Origin of the sequence: Haloferula sp. BvORR071 (assembly GCF_000739615.1) — a bacterium.
GTDB lineage: Bacteria > Verrucomicrobiota > Verrucomicrobiia > Verrucomicrobiales > Akkermansiaceae > Haloferula.
In genome coordinates this window covers 1-23,542 of record NZ_BATP01000040.1, presented here as the reverse complement: position 1 = coordinate 23,542, position 23,542 = coordinate 1, and the positions used below count along the sequence as shown (strand labels likewise).

Sequence of the window (23,542 nt, the reverse complement as noted above, 5' to 3'; positions counted from 1 at the left end):
TTCCGGGCTTTTCATCCCGGGGGCGATCCGTGAAATGAGAGGGAAGATGCCCTCGGATCGCCGCCATTTTCTCAAGACCGCCTCGCTTTTCACGCTGGGCGCCGGTGCTGGTGCCCAAGAGGTGCCGCAGATTCTGCCCGGAAGGCCGAAGACCGGACTGCGGATCGAGTCGGTCGAGTTCGCTTTCGAAGACTTCAAGTACCGCGCGCCGTACAAGTTCGGCGGAACGGCGGTGGACCGGGTCACGCTCCTGAACGTGACGGTGCGAGTGTCTACGCCGGACGGGAAATCGGCGAAGGGCTTCGGGTCGATGCCGATGGGCAATATCTGGTCCTTCCCTTCGAAGACGATGTCGTATGAGACGACGCTCGGGGCGATGCGGGAGCTGGCGAAGCGGATCGCGAAGATCACGGGTGACTTCAAGGAGACCGCGCATCCGATCGAGATCAACCATGTGCTGGAGCCGGATTACCTCAAGGCTGCGGCGGATGTCTCGAAGGAACTCGGCCTGGCGGAGCCGATCCCGAAGCTTTGCACGCAGGTCACCGCGAGCCCCTTCGATGCGGCGCTGCACGATGCCTTTGGCAAGGTGCTCGGGCTGAATTGCTACGAGACCTACAGTAGCGAGCTGATGGGTCAGGATTTGTCGCGCTACCTCAATGCGGACTTCAAAGGCGAGTCGCTGGCGAAATACGTGACACCGAAGCCACGAGATTGGATCTGGCTCTTCCACTCGGTCGGCGGGCTCGATCCGGTGACGCGGGGCGAGCTGAAGGAGCCGGTGAATGACGACATGCCCGAAACGCTGGCGGACTGGATCAAGCGCGACGGGCTGCAGCGGATTAAGATCAAGCTGCAGGGCGAGAATCTCGAGTGGGACATCAACCGCACCGTGATGATTGATCGCGTGGCCCGCGAGGCGCGGCCGGACGCGGAGTGGAAGTACTGCTGTGACTTCAACGAGCACTGTCCGGACGTGAACTACCTGCTCGAATTCCTCCGCAAGGTGAAGGAGCAATCGCCACAGGGTTTCGAGAGCATCCTCTACCTTGAACAACCGACGAAGCGCGATCTGCGCGCCGACCGCAGCAACCTGATGCACGAGGCCGCCAAGCTAAGGCCGGTGGTGATCGATGAGTCGCTGACCGATTTGGAGAACCTGATGCTGGCCCGGGACATGGGCTATAGCGGCGCCTGCCTGAAGGCCTGCAAGGGGCAATCGCACGCGATGCTGATGGCCGCTGCGGGGCAGAAGTACGGGATGTTCCTCTGCGTGCAGGACCTCACCTGCCCGGGCGCTTCATTCGTTCACTCCGCGGGGATCGCTTCGCATGTGCCTGGGCTTTCGACGATCGAGGGCAATGCCCGGCAGTATGTGCCATCGGCGAATGTGGGCTGGGTGGACAAGTTCCCCGGGCTCTTTGAGACGAGGGACGGGAAGCTGGCGACGAAGCAACTCGATAAGCCGGGGCTGGGGGCGGTCGGGTGACGCCTACTGGACTGAAGGCGCCTACGCCGGGATAGGGATCCTCACATAGTAGATGTCCCATTCGTCCTCTTTCGCCTTCACGAAGCCGTGGCGCTGGTAGAAGCGGTTGGAAGGACTGTCGCGCAGGGCGCCGACGTGGACCGGCATTTGCTGCGCGTCCGCTTCTGTTAGAAGCCGGCTCATGACTTGCGAACCGAGGCCGCGGGATTGGCTGCCGGGCTGGATGTAGAGGTGGTCGAGATGGAAGCCATCATCCGCGGGACGGAAAGAGTAGAAGCCGATGCGCTGGCCGTTTTGGATGATGACGCGGGTATGCTCGGGGTAGAATGAATTGCGCAAGCGTTGGCGGGCGCGCTCGGGATCGAAGCGGCCGACGCGCTCCAAGCTATCTCGCATGGCGGAGATGCGAAGGGTAACAAGTTCCTCGAAGTCGTCTTCGCTGACGCTTGTGAAGTTCAGTAACGAAAGCCCGCATTCGCCGGCCATGAAATGAGCGAGGGCTTGGTCATCGGCATCATTGGATTGAGACAGGGCCTCGAAGACGCCTTGGACATCTTCCGGCGAGCGATTCTGGCCGAGCTTGAACTTGCCCTCGATCCGCGAGATCGGCATCTCGAAGGCGACGATGCCGCGGATCATTTTGTCGCGGTAGTCCTCGGGAAGGATGCCCGGCCAAGGCGATTCAAAGGAGGACTCGAAGCGCGACACGGTCTCTTCCAGCAGCGAGACGATCCGGTCGTGGTCATCGATGATCGATGGCACGCCGTAGGCGTGGACGGTCGCGTAGTTCCATGTCGGCACGGCAGGTTCGGCCTTGTACCAGGACGGGGAGATGTAGCCGTGAGGCCCGTGGAAGACGGCCAGCACCTCGGTTCCCGCGGTGAAATGCTGCCACTGTGGATTGGCCCGTGCCATGTGCGAAACGAGCGTCCCATGGCCGCCCGTCTCCGCGCGGAAGAGCATGGGGAGATGACTGGCAAAGGGCGCGGCGCCCGCGTGGCTGATCAGCGTGGCGAAGGAATAACGCTCGATGAAGGCCCCGAGCTTGGCGGGATCCTCGATTCTGAAGGGGGGAGGAAGGTACATGCGGCTGCGCCCACCTTGTGGGGCAAGCGTGGACCCGAGTTCAAGCGCGACGGACCGCCGAAGGTGTCGGCTTAGGCGCCGATCCCCGCTGGCTCAGTTTCCCGCTGCTTCGAAAGCTCAGCGGCCGGGATCAACTCCAGCTCAATCCCGAGCTTTCGTCCGCCTGGCAGAGCAACCAGCATCGAATGTCCGGGGCATGCCGAGCTCTCCAGAAAGGAGAGGGCCGCAGAGAGGAGTTCGTTCTGCGGCTCTTCAACTTGAGTGGTAGCCATAGCCCGCCCTCTTAGCAGAAAATAAACCAGTCCGAGCGCCCAACGAAACCTTGATGGGCGGGGATTCCGCGGAGCCCTGAGTTATCTCAAATCGCCGGAAAAGTGCAACTTGCACTCATCACGATGCAAGTTGCAATAATCCCCATTCGCATTGGCTGCCGCTTTGGCAGCCCGCGATCTTCGTGAAACGGGCATTCGTGGCCGAAAATGACCCGTATTGGGGAGTGGAGTAAGACGCTTGTGGAACTCTTTCCAGAAGAAGCGGTGCCAATTCCGTAACTAGAAAAGTTTCTTTCAATATCTTCACCTCAAGGGCTCGCTGGGATCGCGATCCGGACCCGCGCGAACTTCTCCGCGGCCCCATTGGCGGGGATCACCACGGTGATATCGTCGGCCGCGCTGCCGTTCTCCAAGACGGTTACTGGCGGGCCGGCGATGGAAGCGAGAGGAACCGTGACCGAGGTCCAAGGAGCGCTGAAGTCCGAGGTGCTCTCTACGGTCACGGTGTAGGCCTTGGCAGCGTCCATCCGCTTGAACTGCAGGACCAGATTCCCCGAGCCGTCACGGGTGGCGGTAACAGGAGCCGAGCTGGCCGAACTCGCAGGCGAGGTGCCGGTCATGAACTCGATGCCGTTGGGCTGGCCGTCGCCATCAGGGTCAGCGTCAGGCGAGCGGTTCGGGCCGGTGATGGCGGGATAGCCTGCAAGCCAGCCCTCGTAGCCGGTCGCGACCGGGGTCACGGAAACCTGGGCAGAGCTACCGGTCTCCTCCGTGGCATTAAGCGCGGTGACCACGTAGTAGTAGGGCGTGCCGTTGTTCAGGCCGGTGTTCACGAAGTCCGTGCCCGTGACCGTTCCGACGGTCGTGTAGGAGGCCCCGTTCACCGTCGAGCGCTTCACGTTGTAGCTCGTGGCACCGGGCGAGGCGGTCCACGCCAAGCTCGCCTGCGCATCTCCTGCGGTCGCGGCTAGATTGATCGGCGAGGAGAGCGTGGGCGTGCCGTAGACCGCGAGCTGGCCATAGCCAAGCCAGCCATTCTCCGATCCAGGCGTGGTGAAGTCGAACTTCACCGCTGCCACGTTGGTGGCTAGCACGCCGTTCGCGGCGGTCAGAGTGGCCCGCGTGGTGGACTGCACGCCAGTGGGATTGGGCGGGTTGTAGTTGACTGCGCCCAAAGTCACGAAGGTCGTGGGCGTGGCCACCTTGGAATAGGACACCGTGTAGGCCTGCTGATCGCGCCCGGCATCTGCCCAGCCCCCGTGAACCATGATCTTGGTAAGGGTGTGGCCGTTGGAATTCGCGGGAAGCGTGTAGACCAGCGAGGAACCGGCACCGCTGCCATTGCCGCAGCTCAGGTAGTTGATGCTGTTGTCGCCACCACTGGTCGGACTGATCGACAGACTGCGCGGGGTGGTCAGCGAGTAGAGCGGCCGGTTGTTCGAGTTCAGGTTGAAGTTGCCCCCTGAGCTGGAAGGGCTCAAGCCGCCGATCAAGCTATCGCTGGGGTTAGGTGCCCAACTGGGGAGAAAGGTTGTGTTTCCACCCAAGCCGGTCTGCGCGGCCATGGAGGTGATCACGTTGTTCACCGGCGCAGACACGGCACTCACAGTGAGAGAAGCCGGGGCACTGGTGACCGAGCCCTGCGCATTAGTCGCCTTGAGCTGATAGCTTGCCGTGTCGCTGGTTTGCAGGTTGCTGAGCGTGAGGGTGGGCGCGGTGGCCCCGCTGATATTGCTCGGCACGCCGCCGACCACCTTCTGCCACTGATAGGTCAAGGTAGATGCACCGACAATCGAGGCAGTGAAGCTCACCTGGCTGCCCACCACATCACGGGCCGTGGCGGGCGAGGTATTCGCGACCACCGCAGGCCCAAGCGGAGCGCCATAGACTGCGATCTCCGTGTAACCGCACCAACCATTCTCAGGGGCAGGCGTGGTGAAGTCGAACTTAAGTGCGGCGACATTGCTGGCAAGCGGCGCGCTGCTCGCCGACTTCAAGGTTGCACGCGTGGCGGCCGGGACATCCGCGGGATTCGCCGGATTGTAGTTCACCACCGCGAGTTGGGTGAAGGTCGCGGGATCCGACACGGTGGAATAGGAGACGGTGTAAGCCTGTTGATCGCGGCCATCGTCGGTCCAGCCGCCGTAGACCACGATGTTCGAAACGTTGTAGCCACCGGAAGCGGACCCGAGGTTGTAGGTCACGGACTGCCCCGCACCGCCGCCATTGCCGCAGGTGACCTGGCTGGCATTGGAGCCGCCGTCGCCAAAGGTGGACTTGCCCGCATTGCCATCAGTCAGGATGGCCGTGGCCTGGTGGAAGTCCCCGGTGCCGACACTTGCGGGCGACTGAGCGCAAATCAGGCTACCGGGTGAAACCAACCAAGTGGGCGAGAAGATCGGGATCTCGCTGCCACGGCTGGTCTGCGCCGCGTAGCTGGCGACGACATTGTCCACGGCCGCCGGGACACTGGTGACCGTGAGCGTGCTCACCTTGCTGACAGAAACGCCAGCGGCACTGGATGCCTTGAGACGATAGTCGCCGGCGTCGCCCAATTGCAGATTGGAGAGAGCAAGTGTCGGCGTGGTCGCCCCGACGATATTGATCGCCTGACCGTTTACCAGCTTCTGCCACTGATAGCTGGTGGTGCCGAGACCGCTGCCGAAGGTGGCGGTGAAGGTCACTTCGCTGCCCACGACATCCACCGCGGTGGCGGGGGAAACATTCGCTACCAAGGCCGGTCCCGGATTGCCCCCTAGTGGCGGATTGAAGCTGATGTTGTCGATGAAGATCGTGTTGTCACCGCCGTTCAGATTCGTGCCGGTGAAGCTGAGGGTGTGGGCTGCGGCAGTGGCGGTGAAGTTGGCGGTGCGGCCCGCAAAGCTGGACCCGCCACCCGAGCCGGACTGGATCACCGTGTTGTCGATCTTCACGTCCCAGGTCTGCTGGTTGCCGGAACGCTGGGCGGAGGAATAGGTGAGCGTGTAATTGGTGCCCGGAACGAAGCCGGTCAGGAGCTGCGAGGTCGTGCCACTGAACTGCACGAAACCCACCTGCGAGCCTTCCGGCGCATTCGGATTGCCGAAGGCGCTGCTATTCGAGCAAATGCCCGTGCCGGAGAACTTCCAGGGATTGCCGGTGATGTCATAGCGATACTGGGAGCCGCCGATGCTCGGAGCCTCGAAGCCGAGGTTCATGTTGCTGCTGCCAACGACGAAGCTCATCGGCGCGGAGTCAGCGATGCTGCTGCCATTGAAAAGCACGCGGGCGAAGGCGCTATGTTTGCCCGAAGTGGCATTCCCCCATGCGCAGGTGTAGGGCGAGCTGTTATTCTGGCCGACCATCGCACCATCGATGAAGAACTGCACGCCGTTGACTAGATTGCCATTCGCCGTGACAGATGCGGTCAGATCGACCGGGGCATTGGCCAGGAACACGGCATTGTTTGCGGGGCTGCTGATCGCTATGGCAGGGGCCACCGGCTGTAGCGAGTCGCGGGCGCTGATGCTGACGTTGTCGATGAAGACGCTGCGGTCGCCGCCGTTTAGATTGGTCCCGACGAATGCCAGCGTGTGGCTCGCCGCAGTGGCAGTGAAATTGATCGTGTAGGTGGCGAAGCTGTCAGGGCCCGGCTGATTGGATTGGATCACCGTGTTGTCGATCTTCACATTCCAAGTCTCGCCGCCGCTTCCCGCACGCTGTGCAGCGAGATAGCTGAGCGTGTAAGCCTTGCCCGGGGTGAAGCCAGAGAGGGTTTGCGTGATGGTGCCGAAACTCTGCACGAAGGCGACCTGGGTGCCGTGCGGAGCATTGGGAGGCGAGAAGGCGCTGCCATTCGCGGCGATGCCCGAGCCATTGCCCGGCGAACCGTTGAAAGCCCAGGATCCGCCAGTGGGAGCGTAGCGATAGGCCCCGGAACCCGTGCCGATATTCGGAGCTTCAAAGCTGAAATTCGGGGTCGCAGGCGCTACGATGCTGATCTGCACGTTGTCGACGAAGACGGTGTTGTCGCCGCCTGCGGTATTCGTCCCCACGAGGGCCAAGGTATGGGCCGCGGCAGTGGCGGTGAAGGTCGCCGAGTAGACCGAGTAGCTGGTGGAGCCCGGGGTATTCGACTGGATCACGTTGCCATCAAGGACAAGGTCCCAGCTCTGCTGATTGCCGGGGCGTTGCGCGGCGAGATAGCTGATGGTGTAGGACGAGCCGGGCGCGAAGCCGGAGAAAGTCTGGCTCACGGAACCGTGCGATTGCAGGAAGGCAGCCTGGGTGCCTTCTGGGGCCGCGGGGTTATTGAAGCCGCTGCCATTCGAGACGATGCCGGAGCCATCTCCAGCGATGCCGCCAAAGGTCCAGCCGCTGCTGCCGCTGCCGGGATTGTACTTGTAGTTACCGGCACCGATCGCCGGGGACTCGAAGCCGCCGGCCACCGATGAAGCGAGGGCAACAGTCTCCGAGGAAGGATTGCTCTCCCCGTTCGCATTCACCGCGGTGACGATGTAGTAGTAGGTCACGCCACTGATCAGGCCACTATCGGTGTAGCTGCCGGTGCTGGTCGTGGCGATGGAGGTGTAGGGTCCACCCTTGGCGGTCGAGCGCTTCAGGCTGTAGCCGGTCGCGCCGTAAGATTCGGTCCAGCTCAGGTCGACCCGCAAGCTGCTGGCCAAGGCGGCTACCAACTCGGTGGGCAGCGGTGGATAAAGTTGCTGCACGCCGATCACGACGCGGCGGTTGGTTTCCGTGAGCGCCGGGTTGTTGACGTTGGTGATGGTCATGAAGACCTCGAACTGCGCGGCATAGAGATTCGGATTCGCCGCCAGAGTGTAGTAGTCGAGCAGGGCATTGTTCGCCACGCGGACGGTACCGCTGCTGTCCACCGAGAAGGTGCCGCCAGTATTGCCCGAGGTAATGGTGTAGACCAGCGGGCTGCTGTTCGGATTGGAGGCCGGCACTGAGCCCACCACAGTGTTGTTCGCGGCGCGTTCCGCAACCGTCAGGCGGGTCGGCTTGCGGGCGCCCGCCACATTGCCTGTGATCGAGTAGTAGCCGAGGCTGCCGTAGTCCGAGAAGCCGGTGCTCACGGGATCATTCTTGGCCACGCCGGTCACGCGAAAGGTGTAGGTGCCCGCGGCCAAAGTCGTGGTGATGCTCGATGAGACATCATCCTGCGCATCGTAGGTAGCGACGACAAGATCCGCCGCATCGGCGATCGTGGCTCTGGTCGCCAGATTGCCCCAATCCCCCGGCGCCACTGGATTCACGCTCAAGGTCACCGCGCCACCGGTGGTGGTGAACTGGAAAGCATCGGTATCGCCGGTGCGCTCGATGACGCCTTCCGCGGAGACGTTGTTGCTGCCATCGACATCTAGGTAGCGCGAGGTCGCCAGCGTGGCACCGGTATCGTCATTCCGGTAAGCGACGTTGTTGTTGGTCGTGGTGATCGTCTGCAGCTCGTCCTGCGGCTGGTTGGCATTCACATACTCGCCCTTCGCCCAAGTGGTGACCGCTTGATAGTAGCCCACGCCCATGATCGGGGCCCAGCCGGTCTCGCCGCCGCCGTGGCCGCCATAATATTCATTCCCGCCGTTCTGCCCTTGGTGCGCGAGACCCAGCGTGTGGCCGACCTCGTGCGAGCCCACTTCCGCGGCCGCCTTGCCGGCGTAGTAGACCGACCAGCAGACCGTGTCGCTGCCCCAGTTCCACGAACCAAAGTAGGCGACACCGGCAGCGGTGACCGGCGTGGTGGTATAGCAGCAGCGCTGCCGGCTGGCAGCGGGGGCAGCCAGGAACACCTTGATATCCGTGGTCACGTTGATGTTGAAGGGCATGTAGTCCTCGGCCACCCGCTTCCAAATGTCCTTGATGGTATCGTTGCCGATCGCGGGACGCGCATAATTCACGCCACCCCAAGTGCTGGTGTAGCCGCCAGCGAAGTCTAACAGCATGACCGCCTGCGATCCCGGGTAGCTCTGCAGCGAGACGATCTCGGAATTGTAGCTCGGCACATAGTCCGGCACCTGGTCAGGGCGCAGCGGCACGATCTCCTCAACCTCACCGTGCGCGTGTTCCGGGTCCGCTTCCGCCATGTTCATGCAGACCACTTCGTCCAAGCGCCGCTGCCACAGCTCGGGATCACCGTTGGCACCGGTCGGCTCGACCCGATAAGCGGTCTTGCTCGCCGGAAACTCCACCACCCCGACCGCCTTGCCGGCCTTGCCGCCTTCGGGCGGGGTGAGGAAGAAGAACTTGCCCGTCTCCGGCGCGCTCAGCTCGCCGGAGACATAGGAGACGAGGCCCCCGTTAAATTGGATCAGCTTCACGCTGCCTTCCGCCACCACGCCATTGGTGAGTTCGAAGCGCACCGGATCGTCGTTCTTCGCATGGCGAAAGCTCGCGATGTAGTCCGCATCCCATGAGCGCTTCGACTTGCCGGAGCCTTGCAAGCTCGCGGCATAGGGGTTCACCGCGAGATCCATCTCGCGAAGCTGCGAGAACTTCTCCGCAAGTCCCGGAGAAGCGATCGCGTCGGGAGCAGAGGGAGAAAGCGGCGCTTGGCTCGCTTCAGTCACATCAGCGCCGGGGTGTTTGTCGGCCGACTTCGAGCCGGGCCTCGATTCCGATGCCGAGGAAGATGTCCCGCTTCTCCGCTGTTGTTGCTCCTGCCAAAGCAATGATCCAGCGCCGAGCGCCACGACGAGGCCGAGCGAAAGCGCCCGGCGAGAGAGGAGTGATGAGGAAGCCACGGGAGTTCAGACTTGGGTTGAGGATGTCTCGAAAGCACACCAAGCCCAAAGACGAGCCACGTCCCCGCTGGCAGCAGGCAAGAGACGGACCTCCGATTTGGGTTTGGGTTTCGCATGCCAAACCCCGGAAACCGATGGCCCAGCACGCAATCCTCTGGATATCAGGGAAACCTTGTCCCGAATACCTACCTATTTACCGAGCTATCCGTTTACCGAGCTTCATCACCAGAAGACACCGAATCGGCGAAATCCGGCGGCAAAGTGCCATCCCCCTCACCCTTAAGAGTAGGTCCCTAACATCTGGTGCACGTTCTCGATCGCCATGCTGCCCTCCCCCACTGCCGCGCTGCAGCGCTTCACCGAACCCGAGCGTACATCGCCCGCGGCGAAGATTCCCGGGCGACTCGTCTCGAAGGCATAAGGCGGCCGGCTCGCGCCCTTCCACGCCGGAGCATCCGCCACCGCTGCACCGGTTTTGATAAAGCCGCGATCATCTAATAGAATTTCAGGCGGCAGCCATTGGGTGCAAGGTTTCGCGCCAATCATCGAAAACACCGCCACCGTTTCCACAGTCCGCCGCTCGCCGCTTTGCTTGTCTTCAATCTCCACCGCTTCGAGCCGGACCTCGCCTGCCATCTTCCGGATCTCCGAATGGAAGAGGACCTCGATATTGTCCTTCGCGATGACCCGCGTCGAGAGGTAGCTCGACATGCTCTTGGCCAGATCTCCGCCGCGGACTACCATGATCACGCGGCTGGCCTGCTCGGACAAGAACATCGCCGCCTGCCCCGCGGAGTTACCTGCACCGGCGACGACGACCGTCGCGCCGCGACAGAACTTCGCCTCCATGACAGTGGCCGCGTAATAGACGCCCAAGCCTTCAAAGCGCTCGCGGCCTTCGGCCTCGATCCGGTTGTACTGCGCGCCGGTGGAGATAATCACCGTCTTGGCATGGAGCACGGTCTCGCTGCCTTCCATGCGGATCGAGGCACAATGTTCGCCCTCCGCAAACGCGAGCGAGAGCGCTTGCGATGGCGTGGTGAATTTCGCCCCGAAGCGGTAGGCCTGAAGCTGGGCGCGATTGGTGAGATCGCCGCCGCTGATGCCGGTCGGGAAGCCGAAGAAATTTTCGATCAGCGACGATGACCCGGCTTGGCCACCGGGCGCAAAGCTCTCCAAGACAACGGTCTTGAGCCCTTCGGAAGCTGCGTTCACCGCAGCCGCGAGACCCGCGGGGCCGGCACCGACAATCGCCAGGTCGCACCACACGTCTGCTTCTCCCACTTGGCAGAGCGGACGCAGCAAGCCGGCGACTTGGGCGATCTCCCGGATCGTTGGCTGCCTGAAGACGGTACCATTGCTGGCAATCAGCACCGGAAGGTCCTCTTCAGCGACCTGGTAGCGATCACGGAGGGAGACGCCTCCTTCGCTCGCGGAACTGATCAGGCGGTGCGGAATGTGATTCTTGTCGAGGAAATCATCGATGAGATGCCCCGCCCGACAGCCGTCACAGGCAATGATTCTCAAGCCGAGGAAGTCAGGATCACGCACCAGCCGCTTCCGCCGCATCATGAAGGCCTGGACGATCGGCTCCCCCACTCCGGGCAAGTCCGCCAGCGCCTTCCTCAGTTCGGTGGCCGGAATCAGCAGCACCTCCGACTCGGCATCCTTGCCGCGCACGCTCGCGATGGCGGAGTTCCCGGTCAGCGTTGAAACCTCGCCGACGAAATCCCGCGGCCCCGGCGTTGCCAGGATTTGTTCGACGCCATCGCGCGACTCGTAGGCCTCAAGTTGCCCGCTCAGCACCAGGACCATGGGATATCCCCGCTCACCTGCTGCGAAGATCACTTCACCGCTGCGGATCTTCCGCCGGACTCCCAAGGGTTCCAGCTGCGCCAGTTGATGGTCGTTCAGCGGAGGGAAAGCAATCCGCTCCGTGTCCCGATAAAACAGCTCGTCCTCTTCCTCCCGCGTCATGGCGAAACAGTAGAACGAGATTCGGTGGGATTGCGGGCAATTTGTTTTCCCAAGCAAGGAAACTGCCCACGGCACCGACTCCCGGTGCCACGCCTCGATAGGCGGAATCGGGCGAACCCAATGGCCCCACGATGGTGGGGATAATCTTCCCGCGGACAGGGAGGGATTCGAACCCTCGGTACTATTGCTAGCACACACGCTTTCCAAGCGTGCTCATTCGACCACTCTGACACCTGCCCTTAAGCGGAAGGGCGCGCACCCTAGGGGCCGTCCCCGCGCTTGGCAACCCGATTTTCGGGGAGAATTTGCGGAGACTCCAATCCTCGGCTTTGGTCCCTCCCCAACCGCAAAGTGCGCAGGTGTCGCACTGCGCCAAAATGCCGCCGCAACCTGCGACAGACTGTCACAAAATGTCGCAGCGCCGCACTCTCGGGGAACAGTTCCACAGGCCGCAAACCACTGACAACCAACCCGCTGTTTCGTTTTCGATGTCTGTGGCACGTGCCATGCGAAAGGGCGGGCAGCAATTTCCGCGCGTCTCTAACAAACCAAGGAAGGCGCGACCCAAGTCATCCAACCTCTAACCCACTCTCATCATGTCTAAGATTCTCGGTATCGACCTCGGCACGACGAACTCCTGTATGGCCGTCATGGAAGGCGGCGAGCCGGTCGTGCTCGAAAACTCGGAAGGTGCACGCACCACGCCCTCGATTGTCGCCTTCACGAAGAGCGGCGAGCGCGTTGTCGGCCAAGCGGCCAAGCGCCAGGCGGTGACCAACCCCAAAAACACGATCTTCTCCGCCAAGCGCCTGATCGGCCGCAAGTTCTCCGAGCTCTCGGAGGCGGACAAGAAGCTGCCTTACACCATCGTGGCAGCAGCCAATGGCGACGCCCACATCGAAGTGGAAGTCGGCGGCGAGAAGAAGACCTACTCGCCGCAGGAGATCGCGGCGATGGTGCTCGGCAAGCTGAAGGCCGATGCCGAAGCCAAGCTCGGCGAAACCATCACCGACGCGGTGATCACGGTGCCGGCTTATTTCAACGATTCCCAGCGCAACGCGACCAAGGCCGCAGGCGAAATCGCCGGTCTGAACGTGCGCCGCATCATCAACGAGCCGACCGCCGCGGCACTCGCCTACGGCCTGGACAAGAAGTCCGACGAGAAGATCGCCGTGTATGACCTCGGCGGCGGCACCTTCGACATCTCCGTGCTGGAGATCGGCGACGGCGTCTTCGAAGTGCTTGCCACCGATGGCGACACCCAGCTCGGCGGTGACGACTGGGACAACGCGCTGATCGCTTGGATCGTCGGCGAGTTCAAGAAGGACCAAGGCATCGACCTCTCCACCCAGCCGGACGCGCTGCAGCGGATTAAGGAAGAGGCGGAAAAGGCAAAGATCGCCCTTTCCAGCAGCCAGTCTTACGACATCAGCCTGCCCTTCATCACGGCCGACCAGACCGGGCCGAAGCACATCCAGCTCACGCTCACCCGCTCCAAGCTGGAGCAACTCACCGATCACCTTTTCGAGCGCACCAAGAAGCCGGTGCGCGAGTGCCTCAAGGAAGCCGGCGTGGCCGCCACGCATGTCGATGAGCTGGTGCTCGTCGGCGGCATGACCCGCATGCCCAAGGTGATCGAAGTCGCCAAGGAGCTTGCCGGCAAGGAGCCGCACCGCGGCGTGAACCCGGACGAAGTGGTGGCCATCGGTGCCTCCATCCAAGGCGGCGTGCTCAAGGGCGACGTCAAGGACGTGCTCCTGCTCGACGTGACCCCGCTCACGCTTTCGATCGAAACCGAAGGCTCACGTGCCACGCCGATGATTGAGCGCAACACCACGATCCCGGCCAAGAAGTCGCAGGTCTTCTCGACCGCTTCCGACAACCAGCCGGCCGTGGACATCCGCATCTGCCAAGGCGAGCGCCCGATGTTCAGCGACAACAAGCTGCTGGGGAACTTCAAGCTCGACGGCATCGCGCCGAAGCGCCGCGGTGAACCGCAGATCGAAGTGACCTTCGACATCGATGCCAACGGCATCCTGCACGTCTCCGCGAAGGACAAGGAGTCCGGCAAGGAGCAGAAGATCTCGATCCAGGGTTCCTCCGGTCTCTCCAAGGACGAGATCGAGAAGGCCAAGCAGGAAGCCGAGGCCCACGCCGAGGAAGACCGCAAGCGCGTCGAAATCATCGACACCAAGAACAAGGCCGAGAACCTGGTTTACAATGTCGAGAAGCAGCTCGCCGAACTGCCGGCCGAAGCCCCCGCCGAACTCAAGTCCGGCATCCAGGCCAAGGTCGATGCGGTGAAGGAAGCGCTGAAGAGCGACGACAACGACGCCATCAAGGGCGCCACCTCGACCCTCGAATCCGCCCTGCAGGAACTCTACAACGCCGCCCAGCAAGCTCAGGGTGCGATGGGAGGTAATCCCGATGGCGGCGGTGATGTCGATGTCGAGGCCGGCGAAGGCCAGTCTTCCGAGCCACGCCAAGCCAAGGGCAAGGTCGTGGAGGCCGAAGTGGTGGACAAGTAATCGTCCGACAAGAAGCCGTTCCAGCCTTCACCTCGCGCGATAGCAGCAATGAGTACCCCAAACGACTCGGCGGCCGTGTGCTTCCGCACCGGATGGATCGACCACCTCGGTGGTCACGTCCTCCTCATCGGTGCCTGCCAGCACGAAGGTGAAGGCTATCAAGGCAATTCCATGATCCGGGAGTATCTCGTCGTTTTCCCCGACGAGACTCCTTGGATCGCCCAGCGGATCGTCGACCAATCGCTCTACGGCGAGCCCGGCATTCCGCTGCGCAATGCAATCGGCGAAGCGCGGCGCCTTCTGGGCGTCGCGAAGTCCGCCCTGCGGGCCAAATTTTCCAACCGCCGCGTGGCGACCTTGGAAGAGGTCCGCGACGCTGTCGCCGAGGGCGACAAGGTGGACTTGGACGACATCATCGAGATGCGCGTGCTCGGCTTGCTCGGCCCGCATTTCCCGAAGATCGCCACGGAAACCTCGATCCGCTCACTCGCGGAGCTGGTGGAAATCACCATGCAGCACGGCAAGTCCTACCAACGGACGAGCTCGTTCTAAGGTCTTGATTTTTTGAGTCTTTCTCACACTTTCCGCGGCCGTCCCCAAGCGGCCCCGGTTTCTCAACCAACCAAACGCAAACCAAACCAACCAACCACATGGCCAGCATCAAACCACTCGGTCAACGCGTGCTCGTGAAGCGCCTCGACGCCGAAGCTGTCAGCGCCGGCGGCATCGTGCTCCCGGACACCGCCAAGGAGAAGCCCCAGGAAGCCGAAGTCCTCAGCCTCGGCACCGGCGGCAAGGATGAAGATGGCAAGACCATCGAATTCACCGTGAAGGTGGGCGACAAGGTCCTCATCTCCAAGTACGGCGGCACCGAAGTGAAGGTCGACGGCCAGGAGGTGCTCATCATTTCCGAGTCCGACATCCTCGGCATCGTCGCCTGAATCCTCTAATCCAAACTTCCCACCAATTTACAGATCATGGCTAAGCAATTGCAATTCGACGAAGCCGCCCGCCAGGCGCTCCTGCGCGGCGTGGAAAAACTGGCCCGTGCGGTCAAGGCGACCCTTGGCCCTGCCGGCCGCAACGTCATCCTCGACAAGAAGTTCGGCTCCCCGACCATCACCAAGGACGGTGTCTCGGTCGCCAAGGAGATCGAACTGGAGTGCCCCTACGAGAACATGGGCGCCCAGCTGATCCGCGAAGTTTCCTCCCGCACCTCCGACATCGCCGGTGACGGCACCACCACTGCCACGGTGCTCGCTGAGTCCATCTACAAGGAAGGCCTCCGCAACGTGACCGCCGGTGCCAACCCGATCTCGCTGCAACGCGGGATCATGAAGGCCACCGAGGCCATCGTAGCCCAGCTCAAGGTGCTCTCCAAGGAAGTCAACGACACCAAGGAAATCGCCCAGGTCGCCACCGTCTCCGCCAACTGGGATGAGACCATCGGCAGCATCATCGCCGAGGCGATGGACAAGGTCGGCAAGGACGGCACCATCACCGTGGAAGAAGCCAAGGGCATCGAAACCACGCTCGACGTGGTGGAAGGCATGCAGTTCGACAAGGGCTACCTCTCCCCGTACTTCGTGACCAATGCGGAGACGATGGAAGTGTCCCTCGACAACGCCTACCTGCTCATCAACGAGAAGAAGATCTCCTCGCTGAAGGACATGCTCCCACTGCTTGAGAAGGTGGCCAAGACCGGCCGCCCGCTCCTGATCATCGCGGAAGACGTGGAAGGCGAAGCGCTGGCCACCCTCGTGGTGAACAAGCTGCGCGGCATCCTCCACATCGCCGCCGTCAAGGCCCCGGGCTTCGGCGACCGCCGCAAGGCGATGCTCGAAGACCTCGCGATCCTCACCGGTGGCAAGGTCATCACCGAAGACCTCGGCATCAAGCTGGAGTCCGTTGAGCTCAGCGACCTCGGCTCCGCCAAGCGCGTGACCATCACCAAGGAAAACACCACGATCGTCGAAGGTGCCGGTTCCAGCGACTCGATCACGGGCCGCGTGAACCAGATCCGCCGCCAGATCGAGGAAACCACCAGCGACTACGATCGCGAGAAGCTCCAGGAGCGCCTCGCCAAGCTCGCCGGCGGTGTGGCCGTCATCAACGTCGGTGCTGCTACCGAAACCGAGATGAAGGAAAAGAAGGCCCGCGTGGAAGACGCCCTGCACGCCACCCGCGCTGCTGTGGAAGAAGGCATCGTCGCTGGCGGTGGTACCGCTCTGATCCGCGCCCAGGCCGCCGTTGGCGACCTCGGCCTGAGCGGTGACGAACTCACCGGCGCCGGCATCATCGCCCGTGCTGTGGAAGCCCCGCTCCGCCAGCTGGCCGCCAATGCCGGCCGCGAAGGTGCTCTGATCGTCTCCAACGTGAAGACCAACAAGGACGGCCACGGCTACAACGTCGCCACCGACAAGTATGAAGACCTCATTGCTTCCGGTGTCGTCGATCCGACCAAGGTGACCCGTTCCGCGCTGCAGAACGCCGCCTCGATCGCTGGCCTCCTGCTGACCACCGAAGCCCTGATCACCGAGATCAAGGAAGAGAAGGCAGCCGGCGGTGGCCACGGCCACGACCACGGCGGTGGCATGGGCGACTTCTAAGAGTCCCCGTCATCATCGACAAATTACCAAGAAGGCCGGACGGGAAACCGTCCGGCCTTTCTTTGTCGCGCTCTTGACCGATCTGGCGCGAAGTTCATTTCGCGCGGTCAAAAACTCCAATATCGAGCAGATCACCGCAAAAATCATTCCCGAAAGTGTGTAGATCGACCAATCTCACACCACTGCTCATGAAAATCCGATCCCTGCTGGCAGCCACCCTCCTCTCGATGACGCTTGCCCACGGAGCGGACGAAAGCACGGAAACTCCGACACCCGCACCGACCCAAGCGCCCGCCAAGCTTCCGAAGCTGCCATGGCACATGGTGAACATCTGGTGGGACACCCCGGGAGCGGTCCAAGATTTCACCGAATTCTCCGTGGATATCGACATCTCCACGGACATGCCGGGGGACAAATACAACCTCTACATCTCCCCCTTCTTCGGGAAGATCAACGACTCCTCCATCTACGGCGGGATCCAGAGCAACTGCAACGGCTGGGACGCGATGAATCCCTCCGATCACAAGCGCTTGCATGGCGGGCACGGCTTCATTTTCTCCCGCTGGAGCGATCACAAGGACCTCTCGATCGGCGACGTTCGCGCCACACCGGGAGGCTTCGTCGAGGCCGCGGGCTATGAAGGCGATTTCGTCTCCGGCCGCCGGCCCTACGCGTGGACGGCTGGCAAGTACACCTTCTCGCTGCGGGCCATGGACACCGAGCTGAAGGACGGCAAGCCCTTCACTTGGGTCGGCGCCTTCGTGCACGAACACAGCACCGGCAAGGACATCTTCGTGAACGCCCTGCGCTTCCCCGGGGACAAAATGGTCCACAACGGCAAAAACGCCGCCTTCATGGAGTTCTACTCCACCGAAAAACTCCATACTCCGCCGGACATCGCCTCCCTGCCGCCGCTCGAGGTGAAATTCTCGAATCTCCGCTTCAATGGCGCCCCCGCTCCGCTGACTAAGGTCTCGGCCAACTTCATCCGCCAGGAGATGAAGCGCTCGGACGGCTTGGACGCCCCGATCTCGCCAAATCTGGTGCACGTCTCCGCTTCCGAAGATGGCCGCGAAATCACCTGCAAACTCCAGAACGCCTTCTTCCCCGACGCCGAGGAACCGAACCGCATCCTCTGGCCCGCCAAAGCCAAGTAAGGCACCCGGCTTACGAAAGCTAACGCGCCTTCATTGACGCCATCCCCGCTGACCGCCAAGCTGGCTCGCGTGCAAGACGAAGAGCAAGAGGTCGAAGACATCCTGGACGACGACTGGATCCCCCTTCCGAAGGGCGTGAAGTCCTTCCAAGACCTGCCCGGCTCGATGGTCGAATATGAGACCTTCGACGGCAAAGGCTTCCTCGGCAAACTCAGCGCCTTCCGCGGCGAGGATGACCTCTACAAGCTGGAGATCAACATCGAGCTCCCCAAGGGCGAGTCCGCTGAGCCCCACTTCCCCCGCGCCGGCCTCATCGACGACTTCGCCACCCTGCGCCCGCACCCGAACCCGAAGCGCGCGAAGTGGATCCTTGGCGATCCGCCGGTCTAAGGCGTTTCGTCCGGTGGGACGCTGAAGCCCCGCTGACCCGGCGCGATCCTCCATTCATCGAGCAACTCGCCCTCCCAGGCGAGGTAAGTCAGTTCTGTCTCGAAGTAGAGATAGGCCGTCCATCCAAACTCCATCGCGAGACCGAACATCCGGATCAACTCATCCGCTTGGTCGCGGACGAATAGATGCCCCGGTGCCTCAATTAGCCAGCGCTGCTCTCCTTGCTCGGCCCGGATCGCGCAGATGGCCGCCATGTCCTCCGGCCGGTAGCCGGACCAATCGGTGAAGTGCAAAAGCGCGGACGAAAACCCAGCTTCGGCCCGGATCAAGCTCTCCGAGAAAGCCACCCGGCTCCCGCTCTCCGGGATCGGGCGCTGCTGGTAACCCCCCCCAAAAAGATGGTAGTTCCTTGAGTAGGGATTCGCCTGGATCGAGTGCTGCTCGAGCCAACGCGCAATCTCCTCGTCGGTCAGAATTAGCATCCGTTCAGCCCAACTGCCGCGCCGCCTGCAGCGTGTTCTTGATCAGCAGCGCAATCGTCATTGGCCCCACGCCACCCGGCACCGGTGTGATTGCGGAGCACTTGGGCGCAACCTCATCGTAGGCCACATCACCCACCAGGCGGTAGCCCTTCTTCGATGAAGGATCATCGACGCGGTTGATGCCCACATCGATCACCACCGCGCCTTCCTTCACCCAATCCGCCTTCACCATCTCTGGTCGACCCACGGCCGCGACGATGATATCGGCACGTCGGCAAATCCCCGGCAAATCCTTGCTGCGCGAGTGCGCCACGGTGACCGTCGCATCGGAACCCTTCGCCATCAGCAGCAGGGCCATCGGCTTGCCGACGATCATGCTGCGGCCAATCACCACCGCTTCCGCGCCTGCGGTCTTCACCCCGGCAGCAGCGAGCAAGCGCATGCAGCCCGCCGGAGTGCAGGGCACGAAGCCGGTGGGATCTTCCAGTGCAAGCTTGGCGACGTTCTCCGGATGGAAGCCATCCACGTCCTTGCGTGGATCGAGCGCACGCACCACCTCTTCCTCGTTGATGTGCTTCGGCGGCGGGCTCTGGACCAGGATGCCATGGATCGCGGGATCCGCATTCAGTTCACGCACCACGGCCAGCAGCTCCTCCTGAGTCGTCGCAGCGGGCAGCACGATCTTCCGCGAGTGCAGGCCCAGCTCGCCGCAGGTCTTCACCTTCGAGCTCACATAGACGTGCGAAGCCGGATCATCACCGACCAACACCACTGCCAGCCCGGGCGTGATGCCCTTGGCTTTCAGCTCTGCCGTTTCGGCGCGGCACTCTTCCAGCACTGCCGCAGCCACTGCCTTGCCATCAATTACGGAACTCATCGTACTTCGTCGTCGGAAAAGGTTTCACCGGTCCCCTGCCGCATCAAGACCTCGATGCGGCGGCGCCAGCTTTCGAATTCATCTTCCGGGAGCCCGTCCGGCACCGCAAGCGCCTCGTCGAAAATAACGCGCACGGTGCTGCAGGGCTTCGGAATCGCAAACCGGTCCCAAGTCTTGAGCCGCCAGCAATTCGGATACTCCACGTGGATCGGGATCACCGGCGCAGCACTGGCCTCCGCCAGCTTCACCATCCCGCCTTGGAGCACATAGCGCGGCCCGCGCGGCCCATCGGGCGTGACGCACACGTCCAGACCCTCCCGCAGCGCCTTGCGCATGCCCACCAACGCCGCCACCCCGCGACGCGAGGAAGAACCGCGCACCGAGCCGATCCCGAAAACACCGATCGCCTTCGCCAAGGTCGCACCATCATGGCTCGCGCTGGTCAATACCACCGCCCGCCGGTCCTTGCCGCAGGCACGCTTCCACGCCGCCGGCACCGTGAAAATCCGGTTGTGCCACAGGCAATAAATCACCGGCCCCGGGAAGGCTCCTGGCCGCGTGATTCCACAACGGTCCTCAATCTCAAACCGCAACGTGAAGCACCACAGCTGCATGAGCCGGCCCGCCAGCTTGCCGAGAAAACTCGCCTTTCCGCTCTCGCGGATCTCACTCCGATCGCCCGCCATGATCTCTCTTACAGGAAACCTCCCGCGTGCAAGGTCTCCACCAAGTACTGCTGCCGAGCCAGCAGGCTCTCGTAAAACTCGTGCCGCTGCGGATCCGGATCGCGCCGCGTGGAATCATCCACCGTCACAATGTAGCCCGCAATCTCATCGAAGCCCAAGGATTCGCCGTTCAGGCGGAAATACACCACCGCCGCTTGCATCGCCGCGCCCAGCAAAGGCCCGCCACTGCCCGCGACCGCTACCACCGGCACGCCGAAGACATCCGCCAAGAGCTGTTGGAAAGCTGGTCCCGCATCACGCGCCACACGCACACCCGCGGGTTCAAAGCCGAGATCGCGCAAGCGACTGAAAGCATAGCCAAAGCCCAGCGCCAGCCCTTCCGCCGCCGCACGGGCCAGATTCCCCGGCGTGAAATTATCCAGCGTCACACCATGCAGCACGCCACTCGCATCCGGCAGCCGCGGCGTCACCTCTCCTCGCAAGTACGGCAGGAATAGGAGACCATTTGCGCCCGCAGCCGTGGCCTCCAGCGCCCGCTCGAACTCTGCACCGGACCAGCCGTAGTGCCGACGCACCAGCTCGAGCGCCGCCACCGCGTTCGACATCCCCAGCCGCGCCAGCCAGCGCCCCGAGGAATCGCAGAGCGTCGCCGCCTCACCGCGGAAATCCACCGCCGGTTGATCCGAGATCGCGGCCAGCGAGCCGTCCGCCGAGAGATCCGCCACTACCGCGCCATCCGATGCCGCCCCGACGGCCAGTGCCGCCAGCGCCGCAGCACCGGATCCCGGTGCCACGATCACGCCCTCCGGCAGCCCCCACGCCTTGCACAACGCCGGGCGCAGCAAGCCACGCGGTTGCGCCGGCGAGATCCCCGGCGGCAGCATGTCGAAAAGCCGCCCATCGATGAACTCCATCAGCTCCGCGCTCCAGCGCCGCTGCGGCACATTGAAAAGCCCCGTCGTCGCCGCCGATCCCGCCTCGATCCCAGCCTCGCCGGTCAGCCAGTAGCCGATGAAATCCTGCGGCGTCATCAGCCGCGCCGTGCGTTGGAAATGATAAGGCTCGTGCTGCTTCAGCCACAGGCACTGTGCCGCCAGCGAACCGGCCGATACCGGATTCCCGCACAGCTCAATCAAGCCCGGTGCACCGCCAAAGGCTCGCGCGATCTCATCCGCCTGGCGTTGCGCCGAGCGGTCGATCCCCAGCTTCGCCGGACGCACGATGCGGTTGTTCTCGTCCAGCACCACCATTCCGCCAGTCGGCGAGGTGATCCCGATTCCAGCAACCGCGCCGCGATGCGAACCGAGCCCATCAAGGCATTGGCGCATCGCCTGATCCGCCGCAGCGATCCACGAGGAGGGATCTTGCTCACGGTAACCGTCCGGCAAGCCTTCCACCCAAGCGTGTGCGGCCACTGCCTCCGCCGACACCGTCGCGGCTTCCAGATCCAGCGCCACCACACGGGTCGCCGCATGGCCGATTTCAATTCCCAGGAAATGCATGCAAGCCTTCCAACCGGACTCCGGGTGTCGCGGGGGCGGTCGGACGCGCTAGACTCCCCTGCCAAGGGTCGCCTTGGCAAGCCCGCGCTTGAATCGCTTGAATCCGCGGCGGCTTGCCGCATCGTCCCCGCGTGAGCGATTTCGAAGAGAAGGTCCGCGAGGCTCTCGCCTCTCCGCAAAACCAAGGCGAACTCGCCGATGCCGATGCCGTCGGCACCGTCGGCTCGCCCGATTGCGGCGACATGCTGCGGATGTGGCTCAAGTTCACCGAAAAGGACGGCAAGCGCGTGATCGACCGCGCCTCCTTCCAATCCTTCGGTTGCCAGACCGCCATCGCCGTAGCCTCCATGGCCACCGAACTCCTCAAAGGCAAAACCGCCGAGGAAGCCCGCGAACTCTCCGCCAACGAGCTCACCGGCGACCTCGGCCCCCTGCCGCCGATGAAGATCCACTGCGGCCAGCTGGTGGAAGGCGCGCTGAAAAACGCTCTCGATCAGACCTCCACGCCAGCACCTGCCACGGCACCAGTCGGCAACACTCTCTCCCAAGAGATGCAGAAGCCCGCGGGGAAGATCCGGATCGTGCCAATCGACTGAGCGGGCATGGCGTTCTCGGTCTACACGATCTATCGGCAGGTCTTCAAAGTCTGGCGAAAGAAGCGGCTGGCCTTGTTTCAGCGCTACATTTCGCCGGAACCGGGGGACATCCTACTGGATGTCGGCGGCTACCCGGTCTTTTGGACGGCGCATGCACCGATGGTCGGCAGGATCGACACCCTGAACCTGCATGCCACGAGCTTCGATCCAGCAAACTTCCCGGGCCACCATATCCGCCCCTTGGAGGGGGATGGCCGGGCTCTCGAATTTCCCGATAAAAGCTACGACATCGCCTTCTCCAACAGTGTGATCGAGCACGTCGGATCCTGGGAGGACCAAAAGCGCTTCGCGGCGGAGTTATGCCGGGTGGGAAAACGCGTGTGGTGCCAGACGCCGGCATTGGAATGCCCGATCGAGCCCCACTTCCTGGCACCTTTTGTCCATTGGCTCCCGCGACGCTGGCGGCCCTTCCTCGTCAAATACTTCACGCCAAGGGGCTGGGCCGCCAAGGCAGGCAAGGAGGAGATCCAGGAGATGGTGGATTGGACACGCCTGATCTCACGCCGTGAGATGACGGAGCTGTTCCCGGATTGCCGGATCGTGGTGGAGTACTTGGTGCCCTTTGTGCCGAAGTCGTATATTGCCGTGCGGATGTAGCGTTGGGCTCTCAAGTCCAACCTTCCCAAGCCCAGCCCCGAAGAACCCCAACGCCACTGCGGAGGGCGGACACTCTGTCCGCCCGAAATCTTCTGCTGACGCCGCGTGCAGCTCGCCGGCCATGAGGAGCAGCGATCTTAATCTTACTGTCCCTAGCACCGGGTCGGCAAAAAGGTGGTCCGCACAGCCCCTGTGCGGCGAAGCAGTTCTTGTGGCCGATGGAGACCTCGTGCCTCGGCCGAAGCTCGCCCACCATCCGACGTCCTTGGCTCCCCGCGCCCCGCCATTCCCACCAAACCCAATAAGCTCTAGGTGAGCTTGGACAAACACGATCGCCCGCGGAGCAATCATCGCACCCCTTAGAGGGACCGATCAGATCGAGCCGCCACGGGGGCACCTGCTATTACCAGCCGCGAGGGCTGCTTCGTCCGCACACGGTGTGTGCGGACTACCTTGCCCGGACCACCTACGCGCGCCTGCCATACCCACCACAT

General features: G+C 62.8%; 16 protein-coding genes and 1 tRNA gene. 9 read left to right on the top strand and 8 right to left on the bottom strand.

What is annotated here, in order from left to right:
- Positions 1-46 precede the first annotated feature (46 nt).
- Positions 47-1,489 (top strand): mandelate racemase/muconate lactonizing enzyme family protein, encoded by a 1,443-nt coding sequence (locus BV071_RS22135; RefSeq protein ID WP_265594741.1) that lies wholly within the window; start codon positions 47-49, stop codon positions 1,487-1,489.
- Between the two features lie 21 nt (positions 1,490-1,510).
- On the opposite strand, the gene BV071_RS35625 is transcribed toward BV071_RS22135, so the two are convergent.
- The 4 genes from BV071_RS35625 to BV071_RS22095 all read right to left on the bottom strand — a co-directional run bounded on the left by BV071_RS35625 (position 1,511) and on the right by BV071_RS22095 (position 11,803).
- The gene (locus tag BV071_RS35625) at positions 1,511-2,575 is read right to left on the bottom strand and encodes a GNAT family N-acetyltransferase (RefSeq protein ID WP_265594740.1); all 1,065 of its coding nucleotides are present in this window, start codon (positions 2,573-2,575) and stop codon (positions 1,511-1,513) included.
- A gap of 580 nt (positions 2,576-3,155) precedes the next feature.
- Complete coding sequence (locus BV071_RS33480) at positions 3,156-9,413, bottom strand: DUF642 domain-containing protein (protein ID WP_052573739.1); 6,258 nt, start codon at positions 9,411-9,413, stop codon at positions 3,156-3,158.
- A gap of 453 nt (positions 9,414-9,866) precedes the next feature.
- Positions 9,867-11,564 (bottom strand): FAD-dependent oxidoreductase, encoded by a 1,698-nt coding sequence (locus BV071_RS22100; RefSeq protein ID WP_035611958.1) that lies wholly within the window; start codon positions 11,562-11,564, stop codon positions 9,867-9,869.
- Between the two features lie 152 nt (positions 11,565-11,716).
- A tRNA-Ser gene (locus BV071_RS22095) sits at positions 11,717-11,803 on the bottom strand.
- 357 nt (positions 11,804-12,160) lie between these two features.
- On the opposite strand from BV071_RS22095, the gene dnaK reads away from it, so the two are divergent.
- The 6 genes from dnaK to BV071_RS22065 all read left to right on the top strand — a co-directional run bounded on the left by dnaK (position 12,161) and on the right by BV071_RS22065 (position 18,248).
- Positions 12,161-14,092 (top strand): molecular chaperone DnaK, encoded by a 1,932-nt coding sequence (gene dnaK / locus BV071_RS22090; RefSeq protein WP_035611956.1) that lies wholly within the window; start codon positions 12,161-12,163, stop codon positions 14,090-14,092.
- Positions 14,093-14,140: 48 nt separating this feature from the next.
- Positions 14,141-14,644, top strand: coding sequence for a hypothetical protein (locus BV071_RS22085; protein WP_035611954.1), 504 nt, complete (start codon positions 14,141-14,143; stop codon positions 14,642-14,644).
- A 98-nt stretch (positions 14,645-14,742) separates the two neighbouring features.
- The gene (locus BV071_RS22080) at positions 14,743-15,033 is read left to right on the top strand and encodes a co-chaperone GroES (protein WP_035611952.1); all 291 of its coding nucleotides are present in this window, start codon (positions 14,743-14,745) and stop codon (positions 15,031-15,033) included.
- 33 nt (positions 15,034-15,066) lie between these two features.
- Positions 15,067-16,701 (top strand): chaperonin GroEL, encoded by a 1,635-nt coding sequence (gene groL / locus BV071_RS22075; RefSeq protein WP_035611950.1) that lies wholly within the window; start codon positions 15,067-15,069, stop codon positions 16,699-16,701.
- 188 nt (positions 16,702-16,889) lie between these two features.
- Positions 16,890-17,858 carry a hypothetical protein gene (locus BV071_RS22070; protein WP_052573738.1) on the top strand — a complete coding sequence of 323 codons (969 nt, stop codon included), beginning with the start codon at positions 16,890-16,892 and terminating at the stop codon, positions 17,856-17,858.
- A gap of 33 nt (positions 17,859-17,891) precedes the next feature.
- Positions 17,892-18,248: a hypothetical protein gene (locus BV071_RS22065; RefSeq protein WP_035611949.1), complete on the top strand. Its 357-nt coding sequence runs from the start codon at positions 17,892-17,894 to the stop codon at positions 18,246-18,248.
- Here the strand turns inward: BV071_RS22065 and BV071_RS22060 are convergent.
- The 4 genes from BV071_RS22060 to BV071_RS22045 are packed head-to-tail and all read right to left on the bottom strand — an operon-like array spanning position 18,245 to position 21,795.
- On the bottom strand, positions 18,245-18,730 hold the full coding sequence (locus tag BV071_RS22060; protein WP_035611946.1) for a hypothetical protein: 486 nt from the start codon (positions 18,728-18,730) through the stop codon (positions 18,245-18,247). The two genes, BV071_RS22065 and BV071_RS22060, sit on opposite strands and share 4 nt — an antisense overlap.
- A 4-nt stretch (positions 18,731-18,734) precedes the next feature.
- Positions 18,735-19,607, bottom strand: coding sequence for a bifunctional methylenetetrahydrofolate dehydrogenase/methenyltetrahydrofolate cyclohydrolase FolD (gene folD / locus BV071_RS22055; protein ID WP_035611944.1), 873 nt, complete (start codon positions 19,605-19,607; stop codon positions 18,735-18,737).
- Positions 19,604-20,293, bottom strand: coding sequence for a lysophospholipid acyltransferase family protein (locus BV071_RS33475; protein ID WP_052573737.1), 690 nt, complete (start codon positions 20,291-20,293; stop codon positions 19,604-19,606). The genes folD and BV071_RS33475 overlap by 4 nt, the downstream gene beginning before the upstream one ends.
- An 8-nt stretch (positions 20,294-20,301) precedes the next feature.
- A complete protein-coding gene (locus BV071_RS22045; protein WP_052573736.1) occupies positions 20,302-21,795 on the bottom strand; it encodes an FGGY family carbohydrate kinase in 1,494 nt (497 codons plus the stop codon).
- A gap of 131 nt (positions 21,796-21,926) precedes the next feature.
- On the opposite strand from BV071_RS22045, the gene BV071_RS22040 reads away from it, so the two are divergent.
- Together BV071_RS22040 and BV071_RS33470 are read left to right on the top strand one after the other, a co-directional pair.
- Positions 21,927-22,391: an iron-sulfur cluster scaffold-like protein gene (locus BV071_RS22040; protein ID WP_035611942.1), complete on the top strand. Its 465-nt coding sequence runs from the start codon at positions 21,927-21,929 to the stop codon at positions 22,389-22,391.
- A gap of 6 nt (positions 22,392-22,397) precedes the next feature.
- On the top strand, positions 22,398-23,048 hold the full coding sequence (locus BV071_RS33470; RefSeq protein WP_052573735.1) for a class I SAM-dependent methyltransferase: 651 nt from the start codon (positions 22,398-22,400) through the stop codon (positions 23,046-23,048).
- The last annotated feature ends 494 nt before the right edge of the window (positions 23,049-23,542 follow it).

Coding starts and splice junctions, on each gene's coding strand:
- folD (WP_035611944.1), bottom strand. CDS start 19,607: ATGAGTTCCGTAATTGATGGCAAGGCAGTGGCTGCGGCAGTGCTGGAA.
- dnaK (WP_035611956.1), top strand. CDS start 12,161: ATGTCTAAGATTCTCGGTATCGACCTCGGCACGACGAACTCCTGTATG.
- BV071_RS22080 (WP_035611952.1), top strand. CDS start 14,743: ATGGCCAGCATCAAACCACTCGGTCAACGCGTGCTCGTGAAGCGCCTC.
- BV071_RS22100 (WP_035611958.1), bottom strand. CDS start 11,564: ATGACGCGGGAGGAAGAGGACGAGCTGTTTTATCGGGACACGGAGCGG.
- BV071_RS33470 (WP_052573735.1), top strand. CDS start 22,398: ATGGCGTTCTCGGTCTACACGATCTATCGGCAGGTCTTCAAAGTCTGG.
- BV071_RS22085 (WP_035611954.1), top strand. CDS start 14,141: ATGAGTACCCCAAACGACTCGGCGGCCGTGTGCTTCCGCACCGGATGG.
- BV071_RS33475 (WP_052573737.1), bottom strand. CDS start 20,293: ATGGCGGGCGATCGGAGTGAGATCCGCGAGAGCGGAAAGGCGAGTTTT.
- BV071_RS22060 (WP_035611946.1), bottom strand. CDS start 18,730: ATGCTAATTCTGACCGACGAGGAGATTGCGCGTTGGCTCGAGCAGCAC.
- BV071_RS22070 (WP_052573738.1), top strand. CDS start 16,890: ATGAAAATCCGATCCCTGCTGGCAGCCACCCTCCTCTCGATGACGCTT.
- BV071_RS35625 (WP_265594740.1), bottom strand. CDS start 2,575: ATGTACCTTCCTCCCCCCTTCAGAATCGAGGATCCCGCCAAGCTCGGG.
- BV071_RS22135 (WP_265594741.1), top strand. CDS start 47: ATGCCCTCGGATCGCCGCCATTTTCTCAAGACCGCCTCGCTTTTCACG.
- BV071_RS22045 (WP_052573736.1), bottom strand. CDS start 21,795: ATGCATTTCCTGGGAATTGAAATCGGCCATGCGGCGACCCGTGTGGTG.